The sequence below is a fragment of the Chishuiella changwenlii genome (assembly GCF_900142565.1).
Classification (GTDB): domain Bacteria; phylum Bacteroidota; class Bacteroidia; order Flavobacteriales; family Weeksellaceae; genus Empedobacter; species Empedobacter changwenlii.
On the sequence record NZ_FRBH01000008.1, the window covers coordinates 162,071 to 183,340 of the forward strand.

Genomic DNA, 21,270 nt, shown 5'->3' on the forward strand with positions numbered 1-21,270 from the left:
GGAAGTTAATATTTTGTCAAAATAGTGTTTATATATAATTACTTACACTATTAACATATATTTTAGCAATCGTTAAAAAACACATTAGTACAAAATATAACATATGAAGGCATCGATCTTAGGTGTAGTTGCGATAGTATCCACGATGTTTATTACATCGTGTTCCTCATTGACCCCTGTTAATGAAGCTACAGAATATTCTTCGAGAAGTTTCATCCCAAAACCAAGAGCATTTGAAGCTCAAGCTAAAATAATCAATAAGCAGGCCAATTTAGATGTTTCTCCTATTGAAATTAATAGCGAAGCAAAATCAATGGTAGTTTTAAATAGCGTTCTTGAAGAAACAAATGAATTATTTGCTGGATTTTTATTAAAAGAAGCTGAAACATATATTGGTACACCATACCGATACGGAGGCACAACAAGAAGTGGTATTGATTGTTCTGCCTTTGTTAGAAATGTTTTTGAAAGCTTTGATAAAAGTTTACCTCGTGTTTCTGCTGATCAAGCAAAAGAAGGCGTTACAATTTCTAGAGAAGAAGCAAGAGAAGGAGATTTAGTCTTTTTTGCAACTAGAGGTCGAGGAAGAGTTTCACATGTTGGAATTATTCACGGAAGAAATGAAGATGGCGAATTAGAGTTTATTCATTCTTCAACATCTAAAGGAGTAATGGTTTCATCTCTTAATGATAAGTATTGGGGACCTAAATTTCTTTACCTTAAAAGAGTATTATAAAAATTTAATCTAATATATAAAAAAACGCTTCAAATGTATTTGAAGCGTTTTTTTATATCTGTATAAATTAAGTTATTAAAGTATTTTCTTAATTCTTAATTCTTAATTCTTAATTCTTAATTCTTAATTCTTAATTCTTAATTCTTAATTCTTAATTCTTAATTCTTAATTCTTAATTCTTAATTCTTAATTCTTAATTCTTAATTCTTAATTACTTTCTATTTCTATTATCTCGTAAAATCATCACAAATAATATAATTAAAGGAACTACCATTCCTAAGATATAATAAGTGTTAAGCTGTAACAATGCAGGATAAAAAAGTATTGTACTTAACATACCAACAATTGCTCCTCCTAAATGCGCTGAGTGTCCTATATTACCTAGATTAGTTTTCATTCCATAAACAGAATAACCTAAATATAAGATAGCAAAAGCCCAAGCAGGAACATCTATTATAAAATACAATCCTATTTCCTGTTCTGGAAAAGCAGCTATTGCAGCAAATAACACTCCAGAAACACCTCCAGAAGCTCCTACAGCAGAATACCAATTATCTTTTTTATGTACCAATAAAGACAGTAGATTACCCCCAACTATTGAGGCAAGAAAAATTAACAAGAACATTCCGTAACCTACATTTATTTTTGCATTAGAGAAATCTCCAAATAAAAAACCTTCTGGACTTGCAAAGAACGTTATAACTGAGTTTGCAAAAAAGAACAGCGTTAACATATTAAACAACAAGTGTGTAAGATCAACATGTAGAAAACCTGAACTTAAAATTCTGTGATATTCTTTATTATGAAGAATAGAACCTACTTGAAATTTATATTTATCAAAAAAACTGTAATCATTAAACCCTTTCCAACTTACTAACACATTAATACCTATAATTATTAATGTTACAATTGAAATATCTCCCATTATTCTCCTTCTTCTATATTTGTTTCTTTCTCTTCAACCTCATCAAATAATGTTGGTTGTTGATCTTCTTCATTTTCTATTTCTTCCTCCTCTGTTTCTTCGAATGGTAAAGGAGCTAAAACATTAATTTGTTTTAGTTTACTTGTTGTTAATTGATTTCCTTGAGCCTTTATTCCTTTAACAGTTATAAACTCTTCTAAACTAATAACTTCAGGCTCTTTTTCTTCTCCTTTTACTTTAGGATAAATTAGCTCAATTACTGGTAAATAATCTGTTGATATAACCTTTATCGAAGATTTAGCATCCTCTAAATTATAAAATACTTGAGGCGAAACTGTATCTTCTAAAAGGAAACGTTTTACAAAATATCTTTCTTTTTCTGCATCGAAATAAACACATGAAATTGGTTTATTTGGTCGCCATTTTTCAATAACTTCTAACTCTTCATCAAAACGATTACTTAAGTCAAATGAAACTAATTTAGCTTCACCTTTTTTATTGATTGTTAATATTTTATCTTCTCCTTTAAAAGAACCCAATAAGACTCCTAATCCGTCTGCATTTAAACGTTTTATATCTTCATCAAACCAAATCTGACGAGGTGCTAAAGTAGAGACCCCATCTTCTTTAAATTCGACTTTTTTAATTGGATATTTGGTAACTAAATTTCCTTTAGATGCTCTACCTTTTATAGCTAAATCTGCAAAATCTAAATCGAATTTTAATTTTTTAATTCGTTGATGTGATTTTAAGATTACCGAAACTACTTGCGCTTCACCATTCGGATTTGCAGTAAAATACAATACTTCCGATCCTTTATTACCAGCAGTTAAATCGTACTCTTTATCTCGTGTAATTCCAGTAACAGCAAAACGTTTTTGATAAGCTGGACCATTCTTACCATCTCGATAAATTAAATTATAAATCGTTCGTTTATCGTTTTTATGCCAAACTGCAACATGCATAATTCCTTTACCTACAAATGTTTTTGCATCTGCTTTTGTTACAATCATAGATCCATCATCTTTAAACACGATGATATCATCAATATCAGAACATTCAAAAAGAAACTCATCTTTCTTTAATGATGTTCCTATAAACCCTTCTGTTCTATCAATGTAAAATCTTGTATTGGCAACAGCAACTTTTGTAGCATCAATCGTATCAAAGGTTCTGATTTCTGTTTTACGTTCTTTACCTTTTCCGTATTTCGCTTTTAATGCTTTAAAATACTCAATCGCATATTCAATTAAATTTGCTAAATGATGCTTAACATTTTCTATTTTCTCTTCTAAAGATTCTATGAATTGTTGCGCTTTATCTAAATCGAATTTAGAAATACGTTTAATTCTTATTTCTGTTAGTCGTGTAATATCCTCTTCAGTAACTGGACGAATTAAATGAGCTATATGAGGTTTAAGCCCCTTATCTATTGCAGAAATAACACCTTCCCATGTTTCTTCTTCTTCTATATCGTGGTAAATTCTATTTTCAATAAAAATTCTTTCTAAAGAAGAAAAATGCCACTGCTCTTGTAATTCATTCAACTCGATTTCTAATTCACTTTTCAGTAAATCGACTGTGTTATTCGTGTTATGAATTAATATTTCTGAAACAGTTAAGAATTCAGGTGTTTGCTTATTAATTACACACGCATTTGGAGAAACAGAAATTTCACAATCTGTGAATGCATACAAAGCATCAATTGTTTTATCTGTGCTACTTCCCGGTACAAGATGAATTAAAATCTCAACCTCAGCTGCAGTATTATCTTCAATTTTTTTAATTTTTATTTTGCCTTTATCATTGGCTTTTAAAATTGAATCTATTAACGAACCTGTTGTTGTTCCGAAAGGAATTTCGGTTATTTTTAATGTTGTTTTATCTTCTTGGACAATCTTTGCTCTAATTCTTACTTTTCCACCTCTTAATCCATCATTATAATCAGAAACATCGACTGATCCTGCTGTTAAAAAATCTGGAAATATTTGAAATTTCTTTCCTTTAAGATGTAGAATAGAAGCATCTATAAGCTCAATAAAATTATGCGGTAATATCTTAGTTGATAAACCGACAGCAATACCTTCCACTCCTTGTGCTAAAAGCAAAGGAAATTTAATAGGTAAATCTATTGGTTCTTTATTTCTACCATCATAAGAGGGCTGCCATTTTGTAGTTTTTGGATTAAAAACAACTTCTAATGCAAATTTTGTTAATCTTGCTTCTATGTAACGAGACGCTGCAGCTCTATCTCCAGTGTAGATATTTCCCCAGTTTCCTTGCATATCGATTAACAATTCTTTCTGCCCAATTTGTACCATAGCGTCAGAAATTGCCATATCTCCATGTGGATGATACTTCATTGTATTTCCAACAATGTTAGCAACTTTGTTATATCGACCATCTTCTAATTCGCGCATAGAATGTAAAATTCTTCGTTGCACAGGTTTTAAACCATCGTAAATAGAAGGAATTGCTCGTTCTAAGATTACATAAGAGGCATAATCAAGAAACCATTCTTGATACATACCCGAAACTTTTTTGATGCTCTCTTGATTGTCTTGCGTCATTTTAAATTGATACTTCCAAATTATTTTTGACTAACCGATTAGTCTTTACTATTTGTTCTAACTCATTTATAATATTATCCATATCTTGTTCTGAGATAAAAGCTAATCGAAATCTTGTTTTTGATAAATTCACTTTGTTTTTACTGTTAATATAAAACACCAATTCTTTAGATATTAAACCTTTGTGGTATTCATAGTTAATCAGCTTATATTTAGGCAGGTCTATTTTATTTGTTTTTGAATTGATAAAAGAAAAAAATCCAATATTCTTTGTTTCAAAAGTTATTGTTTCTCCTTTGGTATCAATTGAGTAAAATTGATTCCCAATTCTAGAACTTATAAATATTAATAACATTATAAGTCCAGTTATAAAAAACTTTGGTACAGAATGATAACGATGTAATGTTACATCTATATACATTAGAATATTAAAAATAATTAGCAAAAGAATAACTATATTGAATATCTTAAAATATCTAATAATATATTTATTATTTGTTTTCATAATATGGCTGGTTGTAGGTTGTAAAAGTTTGTAATATTTCTAATTTTTTATGGTTTCTATAGCTAAGTTATTAATAATAAACTCTTGTCGAGTTGGAGTATTTTTCCCCATGTAAAATTCTAATAATTCATCTATAGTCTGATCTTTACCGATCATAACAGGCTCTAATCTAATATCTTTACCTATGAAGTGTTTAAACTCGTCTGGAGAAATTTCTCCTAACCCTTTAAATCGGGTTATTTCTGGATTTTTAACTTCTTCTAAAGCTTTTAATCTTTCTTCTTCTGAGTAACAATAGCGTGTTTCTTTCTTATTCCTTACACGAAAAAGTGGTGTTTGTAAAATATACAAATGTCCTTCTTTTATTAACTCTGGAAAAAATTGCAAGAAAAATGTAATTATCAATAAACGAATGTGCATTCCATCCACATCGGCATCCGTAGCAATGACAACATTATTGTATCGTAAATCTTCTAAACCTTCTTCTATATTAAGTGCGGCTTGTAAAAGATTAAATTCCTCGTTCTCGTAAACAATTTTCTTTGATAAACCGTAAGAGTTTAAAGGCTTTCCTCTTAAACTAAAAACGGCTTGCGTTTCTACACTTCTACTTTTTGTGATAGATCCACTTGCTGAATCTCCCTCTGTAATAAAAATTGTAGAATCTAATCTTAACTCAGCTTTAGCATCATTATAATGTTGGCGGCAATCACGTAATTTTTTATTATGTAAACTTACTTTCTTTGCTCTATCTCTTGCTAATTTTCTAATTCCAGAAAGTTCTTTTCTTTCATTTTCCGATTGTTTAATCTTTCTTTCTATAGCTTGTGCTACTTCAATATTCTTATGCAAGAAATTATCAAGATTTGTTTTAATAAAATCGTTAACAAAAGTACGAACAGTTGACAAACCTGGACCTATTTCATTAGAACCTAATTTTGTCTTTGTTTGAGACTCAAAAACTGGTTCGATAACTTTAATAGAAATTGCTCCAATAATTGATTTACGAATATCTGCAGGATCGTAATTTTTATTATAAAACTCACGAACTGTTTTAACTATAGCTTCCTTAAAAGCAGCTAAATGCGTTCCTCCTTGTGTTGTATTTTGTCCATTTACAAAAGAATAATATGTTTCCGAATAAGATTTAGAACTATGAGTCATCGCTAACTCTATATCTTCTCCTTTTAAATGGATAATATCATAAATCGTTTCTTCTTCTATATTATCTTTTAATAAATCTTTTAATCCATCTTTTGAAAAGAACTCTTCTCCATTGAAAATAATTTTTAATCCTGGATTTAAGTAAACATAGTTTTTCAACATTTTGTCTACATATTCTTTTCTAAATTTAAAGTTTAGGAAAATAGATTTATCTGGGACAAATGTAATTTTTGTTCCTTTTCTTAAAGAAGTTTCTTTTTCATCTTCTTGTTCAATTAAAATTCCTCTTTCAAATTCAGCAACACGTGTTTTTCCATCTCGAACAGATTGTACTCTAAAGTTAGTTGATAAGGCATTAACAGCCTTTGTACCAACACCATTTAACCCGACAGATTTTTTAAATGCCTGAGAATCATATTTACCTCCCGTATTCATTTTAGAAACGGCATCAACCATTTTTCCTAATGGAATACCACGTCCATAATCTCTTACAGTTACTTCTTCATCGCGTAAATTAATCTCAATTGTTTTCCCTGCACCCATAACAAATTCATCGATACAGTTATCCACAATCTCTTTAAGTAAAATATAAATTCCATCGTCCTGAGAAGAACCATCTCCTAATTTACCAATATACATCCCAGGTCGCATACGAATATGTTCGCGCCAATCTAGGGTTTTTATATTATCTTCTGTGTAATTTGCTTGCTGATTTAGTTCTGACATTTGATTATCTGAGTATTAAAACGAGTTTTACAAAAATACTATTTTTTTTTATAATTTTTTTAAGGTTTACTATTTTGATTTTGAGTAAAATCAATATAATTTAACGACATGATAAAATCTAAATTACCAAACGTTTCTACAACTATTTTCTCTGTTATGAGCAAATTGGCAATCGATTATAATGCAATTAATCTTGCGCAAGGTTTTCCCGATTTTGATACTGATGAAGAATTGATTAATTTATTAAATCACTACTCTTCTAATGGGTATAATCAATACGCACCAATGATAGGAATTGAAAAATTACGTCATTCTATTACAGATAAATTCCATAAACTATATAAGAGTAATTATGATTATCAGACCGAAGTAAATATTACAAGTGGTGCAAGTCAAGCAATTTTTAATGTAATTTCGACTTTAATACATCCAAATGATGAAGTCATTATTTTCGAACCAGCTTACGACATGTATCAACCGTGTGTTGAATTATTTGGTGGAAAAGTAGTTCCTATCGAATTAAAATATCCTGAATTTTCTATTGATTTTAACGAGTTAGAGCAAAAAATAACTTCTAAAACTAAACTTATTATTGTTAATAACCCTAATAATCCAAGTGGAAAAATCTTAACAGAAAATGATTTAAAATCTTTTGAAGATATTTTAAAAAAAACAGATTGTTATTTATTAGCAGATGAAGTCTATGAACATATTACTTTTGATGAGCAGGAACATCAAAGTTTTGCAAAACTACATTCTTTAAAGGATCGTATTTTTATAGTTGGCTCTTTCGGGAAATTATTTCACATAACGGGTTGGAAAATAGGTTATATTTTAGCTGAAGAAAGTTTTATGAATGAGTTTAGAAAATGTCATCAATTTAATACATTTTCCACGCATACTCCTTCTCAATACGCACTTGCAGATTATTTAGAAAATGAGAGTAATTATTTAAATCTAAGTAAATTCTTTCAAGATAAAAGAGACTTATTTATTAATGGCTTATCTCAGACTAAGTTTGATGTTTTACCATCTGAAGGAACATATTTCGTAAATGCAAATTATTCTAAAATTAGTGATTTACCAGATAATGAATTTGCAGAGTTTTTAACAAAAGAATATAAAGTAGCAACTATTCCACTTTCAGCATTTTATAATCAGAAAAAAGATTATAAAATTGTTCGATTCTGTTTTGCTAAAAAAGATAAAACTTTATTAGATGCAATTAATAACTTAATGACGTTGTAATAAAAAGAGAACCTCCGAAAGTTATTTCGGAGGTTCTCTTTTTATAGTTTCCTAACAATTAGTTATTGTTTAATACTTTCTTCATTTGTTCTTTATCTAATTGTCCTTCCCAATTAGATACAACAACTGTCGCAACACCATTCCCTATAACATTAGTAAGCGCTCTACATTCTGACATAAATTTATCTATCCCAAGAATTAATGTCATTCCAGCAATTGGAATATCAGGAACAACTGCTAACGTTGCAGCTAATGTTATAAAACCTGCACCAGTAACTCCTGCTGCTCCTTTAGAACTTAATATTGCTACACCTAAAAGGATAACCATTTGTTCTACAGACAAATCTATATTACAAGCTTGTGCAATAAACAAAGCTGCTAATGTCATATAAATATTTGTCCCGTCGAGATTAAAAGAATAACCAGTTGGTATAACTAATCCTACAACACTTTTTTCACATCCCATAGCGGTTAACTTTTGCATCATTCCTGGTAAAGCAGGCTCAGAAGAACTTGTTCCTAAAACTAAAAAGACTTCTTCTTTTATATAATATATAAATTTAAAGATGTTAAAGCCATTCATTTTTGCAACAAAACCTAAAATTACAGTTACAAATAAGAAAGATGTAAAATAGAATGTTAACACTAATCCGAAAAGATTTTTCAAGGAGTCTATTCCAAATTTACCTATTGTAAAGGCTATTGCTCCAAAGGCTCCAATTGGTGCTAACTTCATTAATAACTCAACAACTTTAAATACAGGAATCATACAAGTATTTAATAAATCAATTACTGGTTTGCTACGATCAGCAGTAAGAGCTAATCCAATTCCAAACATAATTGCAACAAATAATACTTGTAAAATAATATCGCCAGTAAGTGGCTGAAATAAAGAGTCTGGAATAATATTAAATACAAAGCTTTTCAAATCGCTTTCTTCTGCAGCTTTTACATATTTTGTAATTTGACTTGCATCTAATTTTTCTGGATTAATATTTAATCCTTTCCCTGGTTGAATATAATGACTAACAACTAATCCTACTATCAACGCTAGAGTTGAAAAAAATATAAAATAGGCAAATGCTTTTCCCGCAACTCGACCTACTTTTTTTAGGTCATTCATTCCTGCAATTCCTGTAGAAACAGTTAGAAAAATTACAGGTGCAATTATCATTTTTACTAATTTTATGAAACCATCTCCCAATGGTTGCATTTTTTCTCCAGTTGATGGATAATAATATCCTAATGCAACACCTAAAATAATTGCGAATATTACTTGCACATATAGCAGTTGATAAAACTTTTTTGGTTTTCTTTCTTGTACTTGATCTAAATCAATATTCATAAGGTAGTAGTTTTTAAAATTTTCTAAATATAGAAATCCTTTTTATATAATAATTAATTGTAACTAATTATTTGGGAAAAAAAATGCTTAATTAAAAATTAATTAAGCATTTTCATATATCACACTTTTATTAGATTAAAAACTATAACCTACTGAAATCATATAATTTCTTGGTGTTCCTGGAAATAATCTAGCATAACTAAATCCTCCAACCCAATATGTTTTATCAAAAACATTATTAACATTTAACGCTAATCTAAAGTGATTCTGCTGATAAAATATAGCTGCATTACTTACAACGTAACCTGGCAACTCTAAAATAGTTTCATTTGTTAAACGTTTTGTAGCATAATTCATTCCACCAGCAATTCCAATTCCATCTAAGAAAGAACCTGTTTTAAAGTTATATCTCACCCAAACATTCCCTTGACTTTTTGGAGCATTAGCCATTGTTTGCCCTATTTCTTCTGCATTATCACTTTCTGTAATTTTAGCATCATTATATGAGAAAGCCGCTACTACGCTTAAGTTATGTAAAATCTGACCACTAATATCTAGCTCAACACCTTTTGCCTGCTGTTGCCCAACCTGTCTTAATAAATCAGGATTTGAAGGGTCTAAGGCATTTATAAGAATGTTATTTTGTTCTATATAATAAGCCGATGTCGTAAGAGAAAGTCTTTTATGGAAAAATTCAAATTTTGCCCCGGCTTCAACCATTTTACTTTTTAAAGGATCAAAAGGACCTCCAAATGTTGCCGGATCACCGATTGTTCCAGCACTTTGAGGTTGATAACCTTGGTTATAAGTTGCGTATAAACTTGTATTTTTACTTGGTTCAAAAACTAATCCTACTCTTGGTGTTAAAGCTTTCTGTTGAATATTTCTCTGTTTATTTGTTGTATAACCTTGCACATCTGTATAATACTCTTGTCTTAACCCTAACAATGCTTTCCACTTTCTCCAAGAAATTTGCTGTTGAATATAAATACCATTTAAAAAGTATTTGGAAGGAGTTTCTTCTTTACTTACATTAATATAATTAGATATTTCTGATATTGAATAATCAGGGTTTTCTAAATTAAAATAAGGAACATTCGGTACAGGCATTCCATCTTTTATCATATATAATTCTGGATGTTTTGGATCGTATTTACTAATAACTTTTGTTCCATCAGCAGATAAAAACCCAGAAGCATTGTATGTAGAATTTCCTTTCGGGAAAATTTCTTGGATATGATCGTACCCTACTAATGTTTTATGTTTTACCTCACCAGTATTATAATCAAAAGTGAAATAACCAGAGAAATTATCAATATAATTCTTTCTCAGTCTTCTTATTGTATTCATTCCCATTAATGTCGGAATTGTATTTCCTTCAACATCTGTAGCAAATGAATTAGAAGTTCTGTGTTCTAATAAATCTTCATCATACATTGATCTCAAGTACGATGCATTGAATGAAATATTATCATTAAACTTATGCTGTAAAGATAGAGTTGTAAAAATATTTGCCTCTTTTTGATAATCATTTTCTTTACCTATGGCAAATGAAATAGGAACAGAATATAAATCAGTTCCCTGTGTTGCTCCAAAAATTGGTTGTCCACGATCTAATCTTCCATCTGTATTTTGATAAACAAAATCGAAATTTACACTTGTTTTCTTATTTGGTATAAATGAGAAAGACGGCGCTATTACCAATGCTTTCTGATCCTGTAGAATACGAAAAGAACCTGCATTTTGATATGCTAAATTTAATCTATAAAGCAAGGTTTTATCTTCATTCATTGCTCCTGTAAAATCTCCTGTTAATCTATACGTATTAAAACTTCCTGTAGAAAAATTAACTGAGTTTCTTGTTTCTTTTAATGGTTTTTTAGTAATTGTATTTATTGTACCACCCGGATCTGTATTTGCAAATAATGCTGAAGCAGGTCCTTTTATCACCTCAATTCTCTCAACATAAGGTGTTAAGTTTTGTGCCCAACCTCTTGTGGAAATTCTTTGACCATTTACTAAAGTATTAGAAGCTCTAAAACCACGTAAAACAAAATCATTATTATTGTAAGAAGCTTGATTTACACCACTAATATTTTTTACAGCATCACTCGTTTTAAATGCTCCCTGATCATTAAGTGTTTCCTTTGTTACATAATTAATAGATTGTGGAATATCCATTAAATCCGTATTTGTCTTTGTACCACTAAATGTTGAAGAATTTTTATACCCTTTCTCTGTTCTTCCTGTAATTTCTACAGTTTGTAGATTTTCTACATCATTTTGTATAGCACTTACCTCATCTTTCTCTGTCTGAATGATAAAAGTATTTCCTCTTGAAGTAATTTTCTTAATAGAATTATCATCTAAAATAATATTTAATAGTTCTGTTAATGTGTAATCAACTGGATCTATTTCTACTGTTTTATTTAAATTTACCACTGAACTATCTACAAACACAAGTTTTGTATTTGTTTCTTTCTCATACAGTTTTATTATTTCCCTAACCGAAATTTTCTGATTGTCTATTTTAACAACTTTTGTAGAGTAATCTAAAGTCTGTGCTTTTACAACAACAGTTGATACCAAGAGACAACATAGCGAAAAACCTATTAAACCGCTTCTCTTTTTCATAATTTTATATCTAATTTCTAAACCTTTCTTTCCTTTCGTTTTTTAATAAAAACGAACAAATGTATTTATTTAGATTAAATAAATATAACGTTGCAATAGTTTTATCACTAAATACTTTCAAAAGTCATTTTTTTGCATAAAAAAATGCTGAGTTATTCACTCAGCATTTAAAAAGTATCTTTAAAATATATTTTAAACATTAAATAAGAAGTGCATAATATCACCATCTTGTACAACGTAAGCTTTACCTTCTACGTTTAATTTACCTGCCTCACGACATTTAGATTCTGAACCATAAGTTACATAATCATCAAATTTGATAACCTCAGCACGAATAAATCCTTTTTCAAAATCTGTATGGATAACACCTGCCGCTTGTGGAGCAGTAGACGCTTTCTTAATTGTCCAAGCACGAACTTCTTTTACTCCAGCAGTAAAATATGTTTCTAAATCTAATAATGTATATGCTGAACGAATTAAACGATTTACACCTGGTTCTTCTAAACCTAACTCTTCTAAAAAGATTTGACGCTCGTCATAAGTTTCTAACTCGTTAATATCAGCTTCAATTTGTGCAGCTAAAACTAAAACTTCAGCTTGCTCATTTTTAACAGCTTCTTTTACTTGCGCAACAAATTCATTCCCATCTTTTGCAGCTGACTCATCTACATTACATAAATATAAAACTGGTTTAGCTGTAATTAGTTGTAAAGAATCAACAATTTCTTGTTCTTTTTCATCTAACTCCATTTCGCGAACATTTTTCATTTCTTCTAAATGAGCAGTTACAGCCGTTAAAACTTCAACAACTTTTTGTTCGTCTTTATTACCAGCTTTAGCAGCTTTTTTAGATTTATCTATACGTTTTACAACTGTATCTAAATCTTTTAATTGTAATTCAAGATCTATCGTTTCTTTATCACGAATAGGATTTACAGTTCCATCTACGTGTGTAATATTTTCATTTTCGAAACAACGTAAAACATGAATAATTGCATTACACTCACGAATGTTTCCTAAAAATTGATTCCCTAAACCTTCACCTTTACTCGCTCCTTTAACTAAACCTGCGATATCTACAATCTCTACAACTGCAGGTACAACTCGTTCTGGATTTACAATTTCTTCTAATTTATTTAATCGAGCATCAGGAACAGAAACAGTTCCTACGTTCGGTTCTATTGTACAGAAAGGATAGTTTGCCGATTGTGCTTTTGCATTCGATAAACAGTTAAATAAAGTAGATTTACCAACATTAGGTAATCCAACAATTCCACATTTCATATATGTTGTATCTTATTTTTTAATATTGAAAAATTAGAACAATGTTCTAAAAATTTTGTGCAAAGATAATGAATTCCTTTCAAACTATTTATGCACTAAAATTCTAGTTAATTTTATATTCAAAATATTACCAGAAAAAGATTCCATTTCTCCCAAAAAACAATCACATGACTGATGATAAACTAAGTCATAATAATTTGCTTGCTTATCTAAATTGATCTTTTTAAACTTTAATTGAGGAAATTGAAATTCAATAGAGTCAGTTTTATCATTATCATAACCATCATTAAAATTAAACTCTATTAATAATTTTGATCGTTTTTTAGCAATATCTATTAAAGGTTCATCATTTGGAGCTAATATAATTGTTGGATTTGATTTATAACTTATAAATTCTTGTTTCCAACTTCCTTTTATCGTCCTAATATCATTAGAAGCACAACTAGAAAAAAATATAGCTATCAAAAAATAAGAAAAGTATTTCATAAATTGTTAATTAGTTATTGAATTTACTATTTATTTTTTAAATTTACTTGAATACATTTTCTAAAGATTTATGAAAAAATTATTGATATTTGGATTACTGATAGCATTTTCAGGATTCTTAAATGCACAAACTGCAACTGAAATTTTAACAAAAGCGCAGAAAGAAGCAAAAGCAGAAAATAAAAACGTTTTCCTAATTTTCCATGCTTCTTGGTGTGGGTGGTGTAAAAAAATGGAAAAAAATATGGATGACCCTAGTGTAAAAACGTTTTTTGATTCAAATTACGTAAAAACGTTTATTACTGTCCAAGAAAGAGCTGCTAAGAAAAATTTAGAAACTCCAGGCGGCGATGCTGTCAATGAAAAATTAGGAGGAAAAGATCAAGGTTTACCATTTTGGGTAATTTTAGATGCTAATGGAAAAGTTTTAGAAGATTCACGAGTTAATGGGCAAAATATTGGAGGGCCTGCATCTGAAGAAGAAGTGAATAATTTAATAGCTAAGTTAAAAACAACTTCTAAAAATGATAAAATTAACGAAGAAAAAATAAAAGAAGTTTTTATTCTTAAAAAGGATTAATTTTTAAAAAGAAAGAAGCTCGACCTACAACAATCGAGCTTCTAAAACAAAAATCATCTAAAAAATTATATGTAAAAATTACATTATTCTAATTTTATAGCCAAAATCGATCGTGCCAATCCATGTTAGTTAACAAGGTATTGAAACGTTCGTTTATTTTTTTCAACTTTGTTGGAGTTGCATTTTTTTCTAGTTCAGGAAATATTTGTTTTTCTTCAAAACGAATATGTAAATCCAATTCCTCTTCAATGTAAATTAAGTTTTTCATCGGATTTTTAACATCTATTTTAAATAACCTTTTTATTCTACGATGCTCTTTTAAAGCTCTTTTTATTAAATAATGATCTTCATCTAACAAAGCAAAAAGATAATTTTCTTCAATCTCAAATTTTTTAAATAAAATCTCTTCACCATACCAATTTACATAATCTATCATGCGTTGTATATCAACACCTCTATCTATACCTGTTCGTATATTAGAACAGAAAAATAAAGTTTTATGATGTCTTGCACACGCTTCATTTAAATTAATCGCAACCGAAAAATTTAAGTTTTTCGGGTTTTCATTTGGTACTTTTACTGTTAATTTCATCTCTCAATTATTTAACTCGGATATTAAGATATTTTTATCTTATTTAATTTTAAAACTTTTCTTAATGTTTAAGAAATGCTAAACCATTTTCTAAATCATTAATTAAATTAGACATTGATGTATCTTCTAGCATATTTCTTAAATCTTGTCTTATAGAATAAATTCTATTATGCAAAGCACATGGTTTTTTAGAATCACATTCTACTAACCCTAATATACAACTGTGGTATAATCCATCACCATCTATTGCCTTTATAATGTGAACCAATTTTATGTTTTCTAAATTTGTATTATTCATGGTAAAACCTCCTGTTTTTCCTTTAACAGAAGAAATAACATCTGCTTTAACTAATTGCTGTAATATTTTTGCAGTATAGGCTTCTGGAGAATTAATTGAATTTGCAATTTGTTTTAAATTGACCCTATTACCAGAAACAGATTCTTGAGCAATAAATACACAAGCTTTTATACCATATTCGCACGCCTTAGAAAACATTATTATCTTTTACCCATTATAAATTATGAAGCAAATATAAATTAAAAATTTAAATCGGACAAATTTATCTTTATTATATTTTTTAAAATAAAAAACCACTCAAAAAATTTTGAGTGGTCAATATAATTAAGATAAAAAAATCTTATTCTTCGTCTTCGTCTTGATCTGCATCCTTAACTGCATTACGAGAAGTACGTATAGCAACTACTACTGCGTTATCTGGATGAGCAAAAGTGTAATTATCATTTTTCAATGTTTCTACATACATTTTGTGACCAATTCTCATTGGAGTGATATCGATTTCGATTTCGTCTGGTAAGTTAGCTGGAATAGCACGAACTTTTAATTTACGCATGTTAAAACGTAAAACCCCTCCGGCTACTAAACCACGAGCACGTCCTACTAAACGAACAGGAACTTCCATAGTAACAACTTTATCATCGCTTAATTGGTAGAAATCTACGTGTAAGATACGATCTGTTACTGGGTGAAATTGAATATCTTGTAAGATAGCTTCAATTTTAGTTCCATCTGCTAATTCGATAGAAGCTGTATGAGCATCTGGAGTATAAACTAATCCTTTGAATGCTTTCTCATCAGCTGAAAAGTGGATAGGCTCTCCTGAACCATAAACCACACAAGGTACTTGTTCAGCATTACGTAGGTTACGTGTTGCCACTTTACCTAAGTCTTCTCTTTTTACACCTTGAATTGTAATTGACTTCATAATATATATTAAATAAAAATAATTTTAATTTTTAGCTAAACCATTAAATAACAAAACGTTGACTTATTGATTTATTGCTATGTACTAAATGCATAACATCAGCAAAAAGCGGAGCGCAAGATAACACTTTTATTTTACTTATGGAATTATTTTTTAATGGAATACTATCAGTTATAGCAATTTCCGCTAACATAGAGTTATCAAGTCGCTCATAAGCTTGTCCAGATAAAATTCCGTGTGTTGCAATTGCACGAACAGATTTCGCACCTTTCTCCATTATTAATTCTGCAGCTTTAGCTAAAGTTCCAGCAGTGTCAATCATGTCATCTACTAAAATGACATTTTTTCCTTCTACTTCTCCAATTAGCATCATACTGTCTACTTGATTGGCTACTTTTCGCTCTTTATGACATATAACAATATCTGCATTTAGATATTTAGCATAAGTATTAGCTCTTTTTGCTCCTCCCATATCTGGTGAAGCAATACATAAGTTATCTAAACCTAAACCATTAATATATTCTACAAAAATTGTTGATGCAAATAAATGATCAACAGGAATTTCAAAAAATCCTTGAATTTGATCTGCATGTAAATCCATTGTCATTACACGTGTTGCACCTGCTGTCATTAGCATTTTCGCTACCAATTTTGCACCAATAGGTACACGGGGAGCGTCTTTACGATCTTGACGTGCAAAACCAAAATATGGGATAACAACAGTAATACTCTTTGCTGATGCTCTCTTTGCTGCATCACACATTAAAAGTAATTCCATTAAGTTATCTGTAGGTTGCATTGTAGATCCAATTAAAAATACACGAGCTCCTCGTATTGGTTGTTCAAAAGCAGGCACAAATTCGCCATCGCTGAACTCTACTATTTTAGATTTACCAAGTTCTTGTCCATAATAATCAGCAATTTGCGTTGCTAAACCTATTGAACCTCTAGTTGAAAAAAGAAATGCTGATTGTTCCATTGTTTGTTTTGGGAAATATTTGTACAAAAATACTTTAAATGAATCAAAATAGAAATAAAAAACTCGAAAATTAATTTCGGCACAGTAATTGAAGTAATAAAAACCAACAATTTTGTATAATATTAACATAATTAACTTATTTAAGTGTTAATATTATTTTATTAACTAAAAATGTATATAAATCGTAATTAAATATATTTTCTCATGAAAAAAATTTCGTACTTATTAAGTATAGTAGGTTTGGGTATTTTTGCTCAAGCGCAAGAAGTAACTGAAACTAAAAGTAACGACGATTACAACAAATGGTCTATAGAAGCTAACGGAGGTGCTACAAAAGCAAGAAAAGCATTAACTCCTGGTTATTTTTCTGAAACACCTAGTTTTTACCACGCAGATTTTGGTGTACGTTACATGTTCAACCCTAAATTTGGTTTAAAATTAGATGGTGGTTATGACCGTATTAAAGAAGGTGAAGGAGTAGAAAGATTTAGATCTAACTATTACCGTGTAGACTTACAAGGGGTTGTAAACTTAGGTAGAGTTTTAAATTTTGAAACTTGGACAAGCCGTATCGGTTTATTAGCTCACGGGGGTGCTGGATATTCTTGGATGAATAATGAAGCAACTAAAGGTGTTGATGGAAAACTTTTCGATGATAACGATAACATGGTAAATGTTATGGCTGGTATTACTCCACAATTAAGATTAACTGATAGAGTTGTTTTAACTGGAGACTTATCATACATCAGAAATATTCGTCAAGATGTTGCATTTGATGGTAATTCTAAAACTTCAGGTTCTGGATTTGGAGGTGAATTATGGAATGCTACATTAGGTTTAACATTTTACTTAGGTAAAAATGAAAAACATGCTGACTGGGTTTATGAACCAAAACGTTCTGATTTAGAAGATCGTATTGCTAACATCGAAGAAATGTTAAAAGATACTGACGGAGATGGTGTTGCTGATTATTTAGATCAAGAGCCAAATTCAGCTCCAGGAGCAGTTGTTGATACTAAAGGTGTTACAATTGACCACAATGGAAATGGTATCCCTGATAACATCGAAGAATACATCAAGCAAAATGCACAAAACAATTCAACAGTTGTTAATGATGCTGATTTCTTAGAGCAAATGATTAACTCTGGAATTATCAATGTATATTTTGACTACAATTCTGATAAACCATATCAACAATCAGTTGGAGGTATCAAATTTGTTTCTGAATACTTAAAATCTAAACCAGAAGCTCAAATTGAGATTTTAGGTTATGCTGATCCAGTTGGTGGAGCTGCTTTCAATAAAGATTTATCTCGTAGAAGAGCTGAGAATGTTAAAGCATTATTAGTAAGTCAAGGAGCAAGTGCATCTCAATTAACTGCAATTGGAGAAGGTGAAGACGCTGAGTTCAAAAAATCTCAAGTTTCTTCTCACCAATTAGCTAGAAGAGTTGTATTTAGAGTAAAATAAATACTATAAACAATAATAATCAGGAATAGTTTAACCATTATAATGGAATTCTATTCCTGATTTTTTTATATATTCGCATTACTAAATTTACTATAATATTGAGCCCTTTTAATCAACACTTTAATGCACCACGTTGGGTTGTATTGTTAATTGACATTTTTATTGTCTTATTTAGCTATGTTTTAAGTAATTTTATCTTAAATAGTTTTTTAAATACATTTAGCATTGAGCGTTTAATTTATAAATGTCCATTAATTTTATTTACATTTATATGTTGTTTTTTATACTACAAAACATATAAAGGAGTAATTAAACAAACAGGGTTAAAAGATGCAGAAAATGTATTCTTATCTAATGCTACAGCTTCTTTATTTTTATTTTTATTATCTTTTACTTTTAGACAATTTATAGAATTAAAATTTAGTGATTCTTCATTTTTTAATATGGCATTTAGAATGTCATATTCTATCATATTTGTTCATCTGTTTGTTTGTACTGTAATTATGGTTATTGCAAGATTATACTACAAATGGTTATATGAATTTCTTATTATTAGAAAAAGAAGAATTAAAAAAGTATTAATTTACGGTGCAGGAAACGCAGGTTACGTTACCCGAGATATTTTACAAGGTGAAACTGAAGTTAATTATAAAATTCTAGGTTTTATTGATAATAATCCAAATAAAATAGGAAAAACAATAGATGGAATAAAAATTTATTCAGTAGATGAAATCAATGAGCAATTTATCGTGCGTCATGAAATTTCTGAAATTATTATCTCAATCCAAAATATTAGTGCTAATCAAATTTTAGAACTTTCTAAATCTTTAGAAGATTTCCCTGTCGAAATAAAAATAACTCCTCCAATTACGAAATGGATTGACGGAACTTATAAATCTAGTCAAATTAAGCAATTGAAAATTGAAGATTTATTAGGAAGAGAATCTATAAAAGTTAAGAATCCTATTTTAAATGAGCATATAAGAGGAAAAAGAGTGTTAGTAACTGGTGCTGCTGGTTCTATTGGAAGTGAAATTGCTCGTCAGCTTGCAAGAATGGATTTCGATAAATTGATTGTTTTAGATCAGGCAGAATCTGCAATCTATGATCTTCAACAAGCTTTAAAAGTAAACATTTCAGAAGAAAGGTATAGTGCTATTGAATATGTTGTTTCTGATGTTCGAGATTTACATAGAATGGAAAATTTATTTAGGGAACATAATCCTCAAATAGTATTCCATGCTGCAGCTTATAAACATGTTCCTTTAATGGAAAAATTCCCATCTGAAGCGATTAATACAAATATATTAGGAACTAAAATTATAGCTGATTTAGCAAATAAATATGAAGCTGAAAAATTTGTAATGATTTCGACTGATAAAGCTGTAAATCCTACAAATGTAATGGGTGCTACAAAAAGAGCTGCTGAAATCTACGTTAGTTCAATTAATTGTATTTCTAAAACAAATTATATTGTTACACGTTTTGGAAATGTATTAGGATCTAATGGATCAGTAATTCCATTGTTTAAAAAGCAACTTGAAAATGGGGGTCCTTTAACAGTAACACATCCAGATATTACACGATATTTTATGACAATTCCAGAAGCTTGTAATTTAGTTTTAGAAGCTGCTGTAATGGGACAAGGTGGAGAAGTTTTCGTTTTTGATATGGGAAAATCCATGAAAATTATTGATCTTGCAAAAAGAATGATTCGATTAAGTGGTTTTAAATACCCTGAAGAGATTGACATAGAAATCGTTGGACTTCGACCAGGAGAGAAAATTTATGAAGAATTATTAGCAAATGATGAAAACACAATAAAAACTCATCATGAAAAAATAATGATTGCGAAAGTAAATACATTAAGATTCTCTGAAAATAAAATAATGATTGATGATTTGTGCAAAATATCATCAAAAATAAACAATAAAGAACATGTAATTCTGTTAGTAACAAAGCTGAAAGAAATTGTTCCAGAATTTAAATCACAAAACTCAGAATTTGAAAAACTCGATAATTATATTTATGAAAGATAAATACCTGAAATTCTTAATCTTAACTTTTGTATTAATTATTTCATCTTGCGCCAAAAGAGAAGAATTAGTTTATTTTCAAGGCAATCAACCATCTGTTACAAAATACGAAGAATTTATTCCAAAAATACAGTCTTCTGATATGCTAGCTATAAGCGTAACTGCTGCTGATATGAAGGCTACAGAACCTTTTAATCAGCAAAGTATTTATCAGATGAATTCTGGAATGCAAAATAATCCATATGCGAAAGTTTATACAGTTGATCAAAACGGAAATATAAATTATCCATTACTTGGTCAAATTAAAGTTGGAGGTTTTACAAGAGTTGAGGCGGAAAATATATTAAAAGAAAAATTATCAAAATATATTGTTAATCCAGGTGTAAATATCAATTATACTAATTTTAGAATTAGTGTTATAGGTGAAGTTACAAGACCTGGTTATTTTACTATTCCAAATGATCGTGTAACTATTTTAGAGGCACTAGGTATGGCTGGAGATTTAACAATTAATGGTGTTAGAAAAAATATTATGGTGATTAGAGAACAAAATGGAGTAAAAAACACCTACAATGTAGATATAACATCTAAAGATATTTTAGATTCACCAGTATATTATTTAGCTCAAAATGATGTAGTATATGTAGAACCTAACAGGGCTAGAATGTCAGGTTCTAAGGTTGGACCAAACTATTCAGTGTTGATATCAGTAGCTGGTATTATTATATCAGTAACATCTACCATTGCAATTATTTTAAGAAAGTAAT

18 protein-coding genes are annotated in these 21,270 nt (G+C 29.5%); 6 read left to right on the forward strand and 12 right to left on the reverse strand.

Annotation, left to right across the window (positions count from 1 at the left end):
* Positions 1 to 103 precede the first annotated feature (103 nt).
* Positions 104 to 736 carry a C40 family peptidase gene (locus BUA86_RS11375; RefSeq protein WP_072932746.1) on the forward strand — a complete coding sequence of 211 codons (633 nt, stop codon included), beginning with the start codon at positions 104 to 106 and terminating at the stop codon, positions 734 to 736.
* Positions 737 to 947: 211 nt separating this feature from the next.
* Here the strand turns inward: BUA86_RS11375 and BUA86_RS11380 are convergent, their stop codons facing one another.
* The 4 genes from BUA86_RS11380 to BUA86_RS11395 are packed head-to-tail and all read right to left on the reverse strand — an operon-like array spanning position 948 to position 6,626.
* Entirely contained in the window at positions 948 to 1,661 is a 714-nt protein-coding gene (locus BUA86_RS11380) for a rhomboid family intramembrane serine protease (protein WP_072932748.1), read from the reverse strand.
* Positions 1,661 to 4,231 carry a DNA gyrase/topoisomerase IV subunit A gene (locus BUA86_RS11385; protein ID WP_072932750.1) on the reverse strand — a complete coding sequence of 857 codons (2,571 nt, stop codon included), beginning with the start codon at positions 4,229 to 4,231 and terminating at the stop codon, positions 1,661 to 1,663. The genes BUA86_RS11380 and BUA86_RS11385 overlap by 1 nt, the downstream gene beginning before the upstream one ends.
* Before the next feature lies 1 nt (position 4,232).
* Positions 4,233 to 4,736 carry a hypothetical protein gene (locus BUA86_RS11390; protein WP_072932752.1) on the reverse strand — a complete coding sequence of 168 codons (504 nt, stop codon included), beginning with the start codon at positions 4,734 to 4,736 and terminating at the stop codon, positions 4,233 to 4,235.
* 39 nt (positions 4,737 to 4,775) lie between these two features.
* Positions 4,776 to 6,626: a DNA topoisomerase IV subunit B gene (locus tag BUA86_RS11395; RefSeq protein ID WP_072932754.1), complete on the reverse strand. Its 1,851-nt coding sequence runs from the start codon at positions 6,624 to 6,626 to the stop codon at positions 4,776 to 4,778.
* 108 nt (positions 6,627 to 6,734) lie between these two features.
* Between BUA86_RS11395 and BUA86_RS11400 the strand changes: the two genes are divergently transcribed.
* Entirely contained in the window at positions 6,735 to 7,874 is a 1,140-nt protein-coding gene (locus tag BUA86_RS11400) for a methionine aminotransferase (RefSeq protein WP_072932755.1), read from the forward strand.
* Between the two features lie 58 nt (positions 7,875 to 7,932).
* Here the strand turns inward: BUA86_RS11400 and BUA86_RS11405 are convergent, their stop codons facing one another.
* The 4 genes from BUA86_RS11405 to BUA86_RS11420 all read right to left on the reverse strand — a co-directional run bounded on the left by BUA86_RS11405 (position 7,933) and on the right by BUA86_RS11420 (position 13,623).
* Positions 7,933 to 9,219, reverse strand: coding sequence for a dicarboxylate/amino acid:cation symporter (locus BUA86_RS11405; protein WP_072932757.1), 1,287 nt, complete (start codon positions 9,217 to 9,219; stop codon positions 7,933 to 7,935).
* Positions 9,220 to 9,354: 135 nt separating this feature from the next.
* Positions 9,355 to 11,853, reverse strand: a complete 2,499-nt coding sequence (locus BUA86_RS11410) for a TonB-dependent siderophore receptor (protein WP_072932758.1) — start codon at positions 11,851 to 11,853, stop codon at positions 9,355 to 9,357.
* Between the two features lie 192 nt (positions 11,854 to 12,045).
* Positions 12,046 to 13,137 (reverse strand): redox-regulated ATPase YchF, encoded by a 1,092-nt coding sequence (ychF, locus tag BUA86_RS11415; RefSeq protein WP_072932760.1) that lies wholly within the window; start codon positions 13,135 to 13,137, stop codon positions 12,046 to 12,048.
* Between the two features lie 84 nt (positions 13,138 to 13,221).
* Positions 13,222 to 13,623, reverse strand: a complete 402-nt coding sequence (locus tag BUA86_RS11420; RefSeq protein WP_072932762.1) for a hypothetical protein — start codon at positions 13,621 to 13,623, stop codon at positions 13,222 to 13,224.
* A 70-nt stretch (positions 13,624 to 13,693) separates the two neighbouring features.
* On the opposite strand from BUA86_RS11420, the gene BUA86_RS11425 reads away from it, so the two are divergent.
* Entirely contained in the window at positions 13,694 to 14,203 is a 510-nt protein-coding gene (locus BUA86_RS11425; RefSeq protein ID WP_072932763.1) for a thioredoxin family protein, read from the forward strand.
* A gap of 94 nt (positions 14,204 to 14,297) precedes the next feature.
* Here the strand turns inward: BUA86_RS11425 and BUA86_RS11430 are convergent, their stop codons facing one another.
* From BUA86_RS11430 to BUA86_RS11445, 4 genes are all read right to left on the reverse strand, one after another.
* On the reverse strand, positions 14,298 to 14,795 hold the full coding sequence (locus BUA86_RS11430) for a hemerythrin domain-containing protein (protein ID WP_083580355.1): 498 nt from the start codon (positions 14,793 to 14,795) through the stop codon (positions 14,298 to 14,300).
* 61 nt (positions 14,796 to 14,856) lie between these two features.
* Positions 14,857 to 15,291, reverse strand: a complete 435-nt coding sequence (locus tag BUA86_RS11435; protein ID WP_072932765.1) for an RrF2 family transcriptional regulator — start codon at positions 15,289 to 15,291, stop codon at positions 14,857 to 14,859.
* A 142-nt stretch (positions 15,292 to 15,433) separates the two neighbouring features.
* Entirely contained in the window at positions 15,434 to 16,018 is a 585-nt protein-coding gene (locus BUA86_RS11440; RefSeq protein ID WP_072932766.1) for a 50S ribosomal protein L25/general stress protein Ctc, read from the reverse strand.
* Positions 16,019 to 16,061: 43 nt separating this feature from the next.
* Positions 16,062 to 16,997 carry a ribose-phosphate pyrophosphokinase gene (locus BUA86_RS11445; protein ID WP_072932768.1) on the reverse strand — a complete coding sequence of 312 codons (936 nt, stop codon included), beginning with the start codon at positions 16,995 to 16,997 and terminating at the stop codon, positions 16,062 to 16,064.
* Between the two features lie 204 nt (positions 16,998 to 17,201).
* On the opposite strand from BUA86_RS11445, the gene BUA86_RS11450 reads away from it, so the two are divergent.
* The 3 genes from BUA86_RS11450 (at position 17,202) to BUA86_RS11460 (ending at position 21,269) form a co-directional block, all read left to right on the forward strand.
* Positions 17,202 to 18,467, forward strand: coding sequence for an OmpA family protein (locus tag BUA86_RS11450; protein ID WP_072932770.1), 1,266 nt, complete (start codon positions 17,202 to 17,204; stop codon positions 18,465 to 18,467).
* A gap of 98 nt (positions 18,468 to 18,565) precedes the next feature.
* Positions 18,566 to 20,506 (forward strand): polysaccharide biosynthesis protein, encoded by a 1,941-nt coding sequence (locus BUA86_RS11455; RefSeq protein WP_262891204.1) that lies wholly within the window; start codon positions 18,566 to 18,568, stop codon positions 20,504 to 20,506.
* On the forward strand, positions 20,496 to 21,269 hold the full coding sequence (locus BUA86_RS11460; protein ID WP_072932774.1) for a polysaccharide biosynthesis/export family protein: 774 nt from the start codon (positions 20,496 to 20,498) through the stop codon (positions 21,267 to 21,269). Before BUA86_RS11455 ends, BUA86_RS11460 begins: the two co-directional genes overlap by 11 nt.
* The last annotated feature ends 1 nt before the right edge of the window (position 21,270 follow it).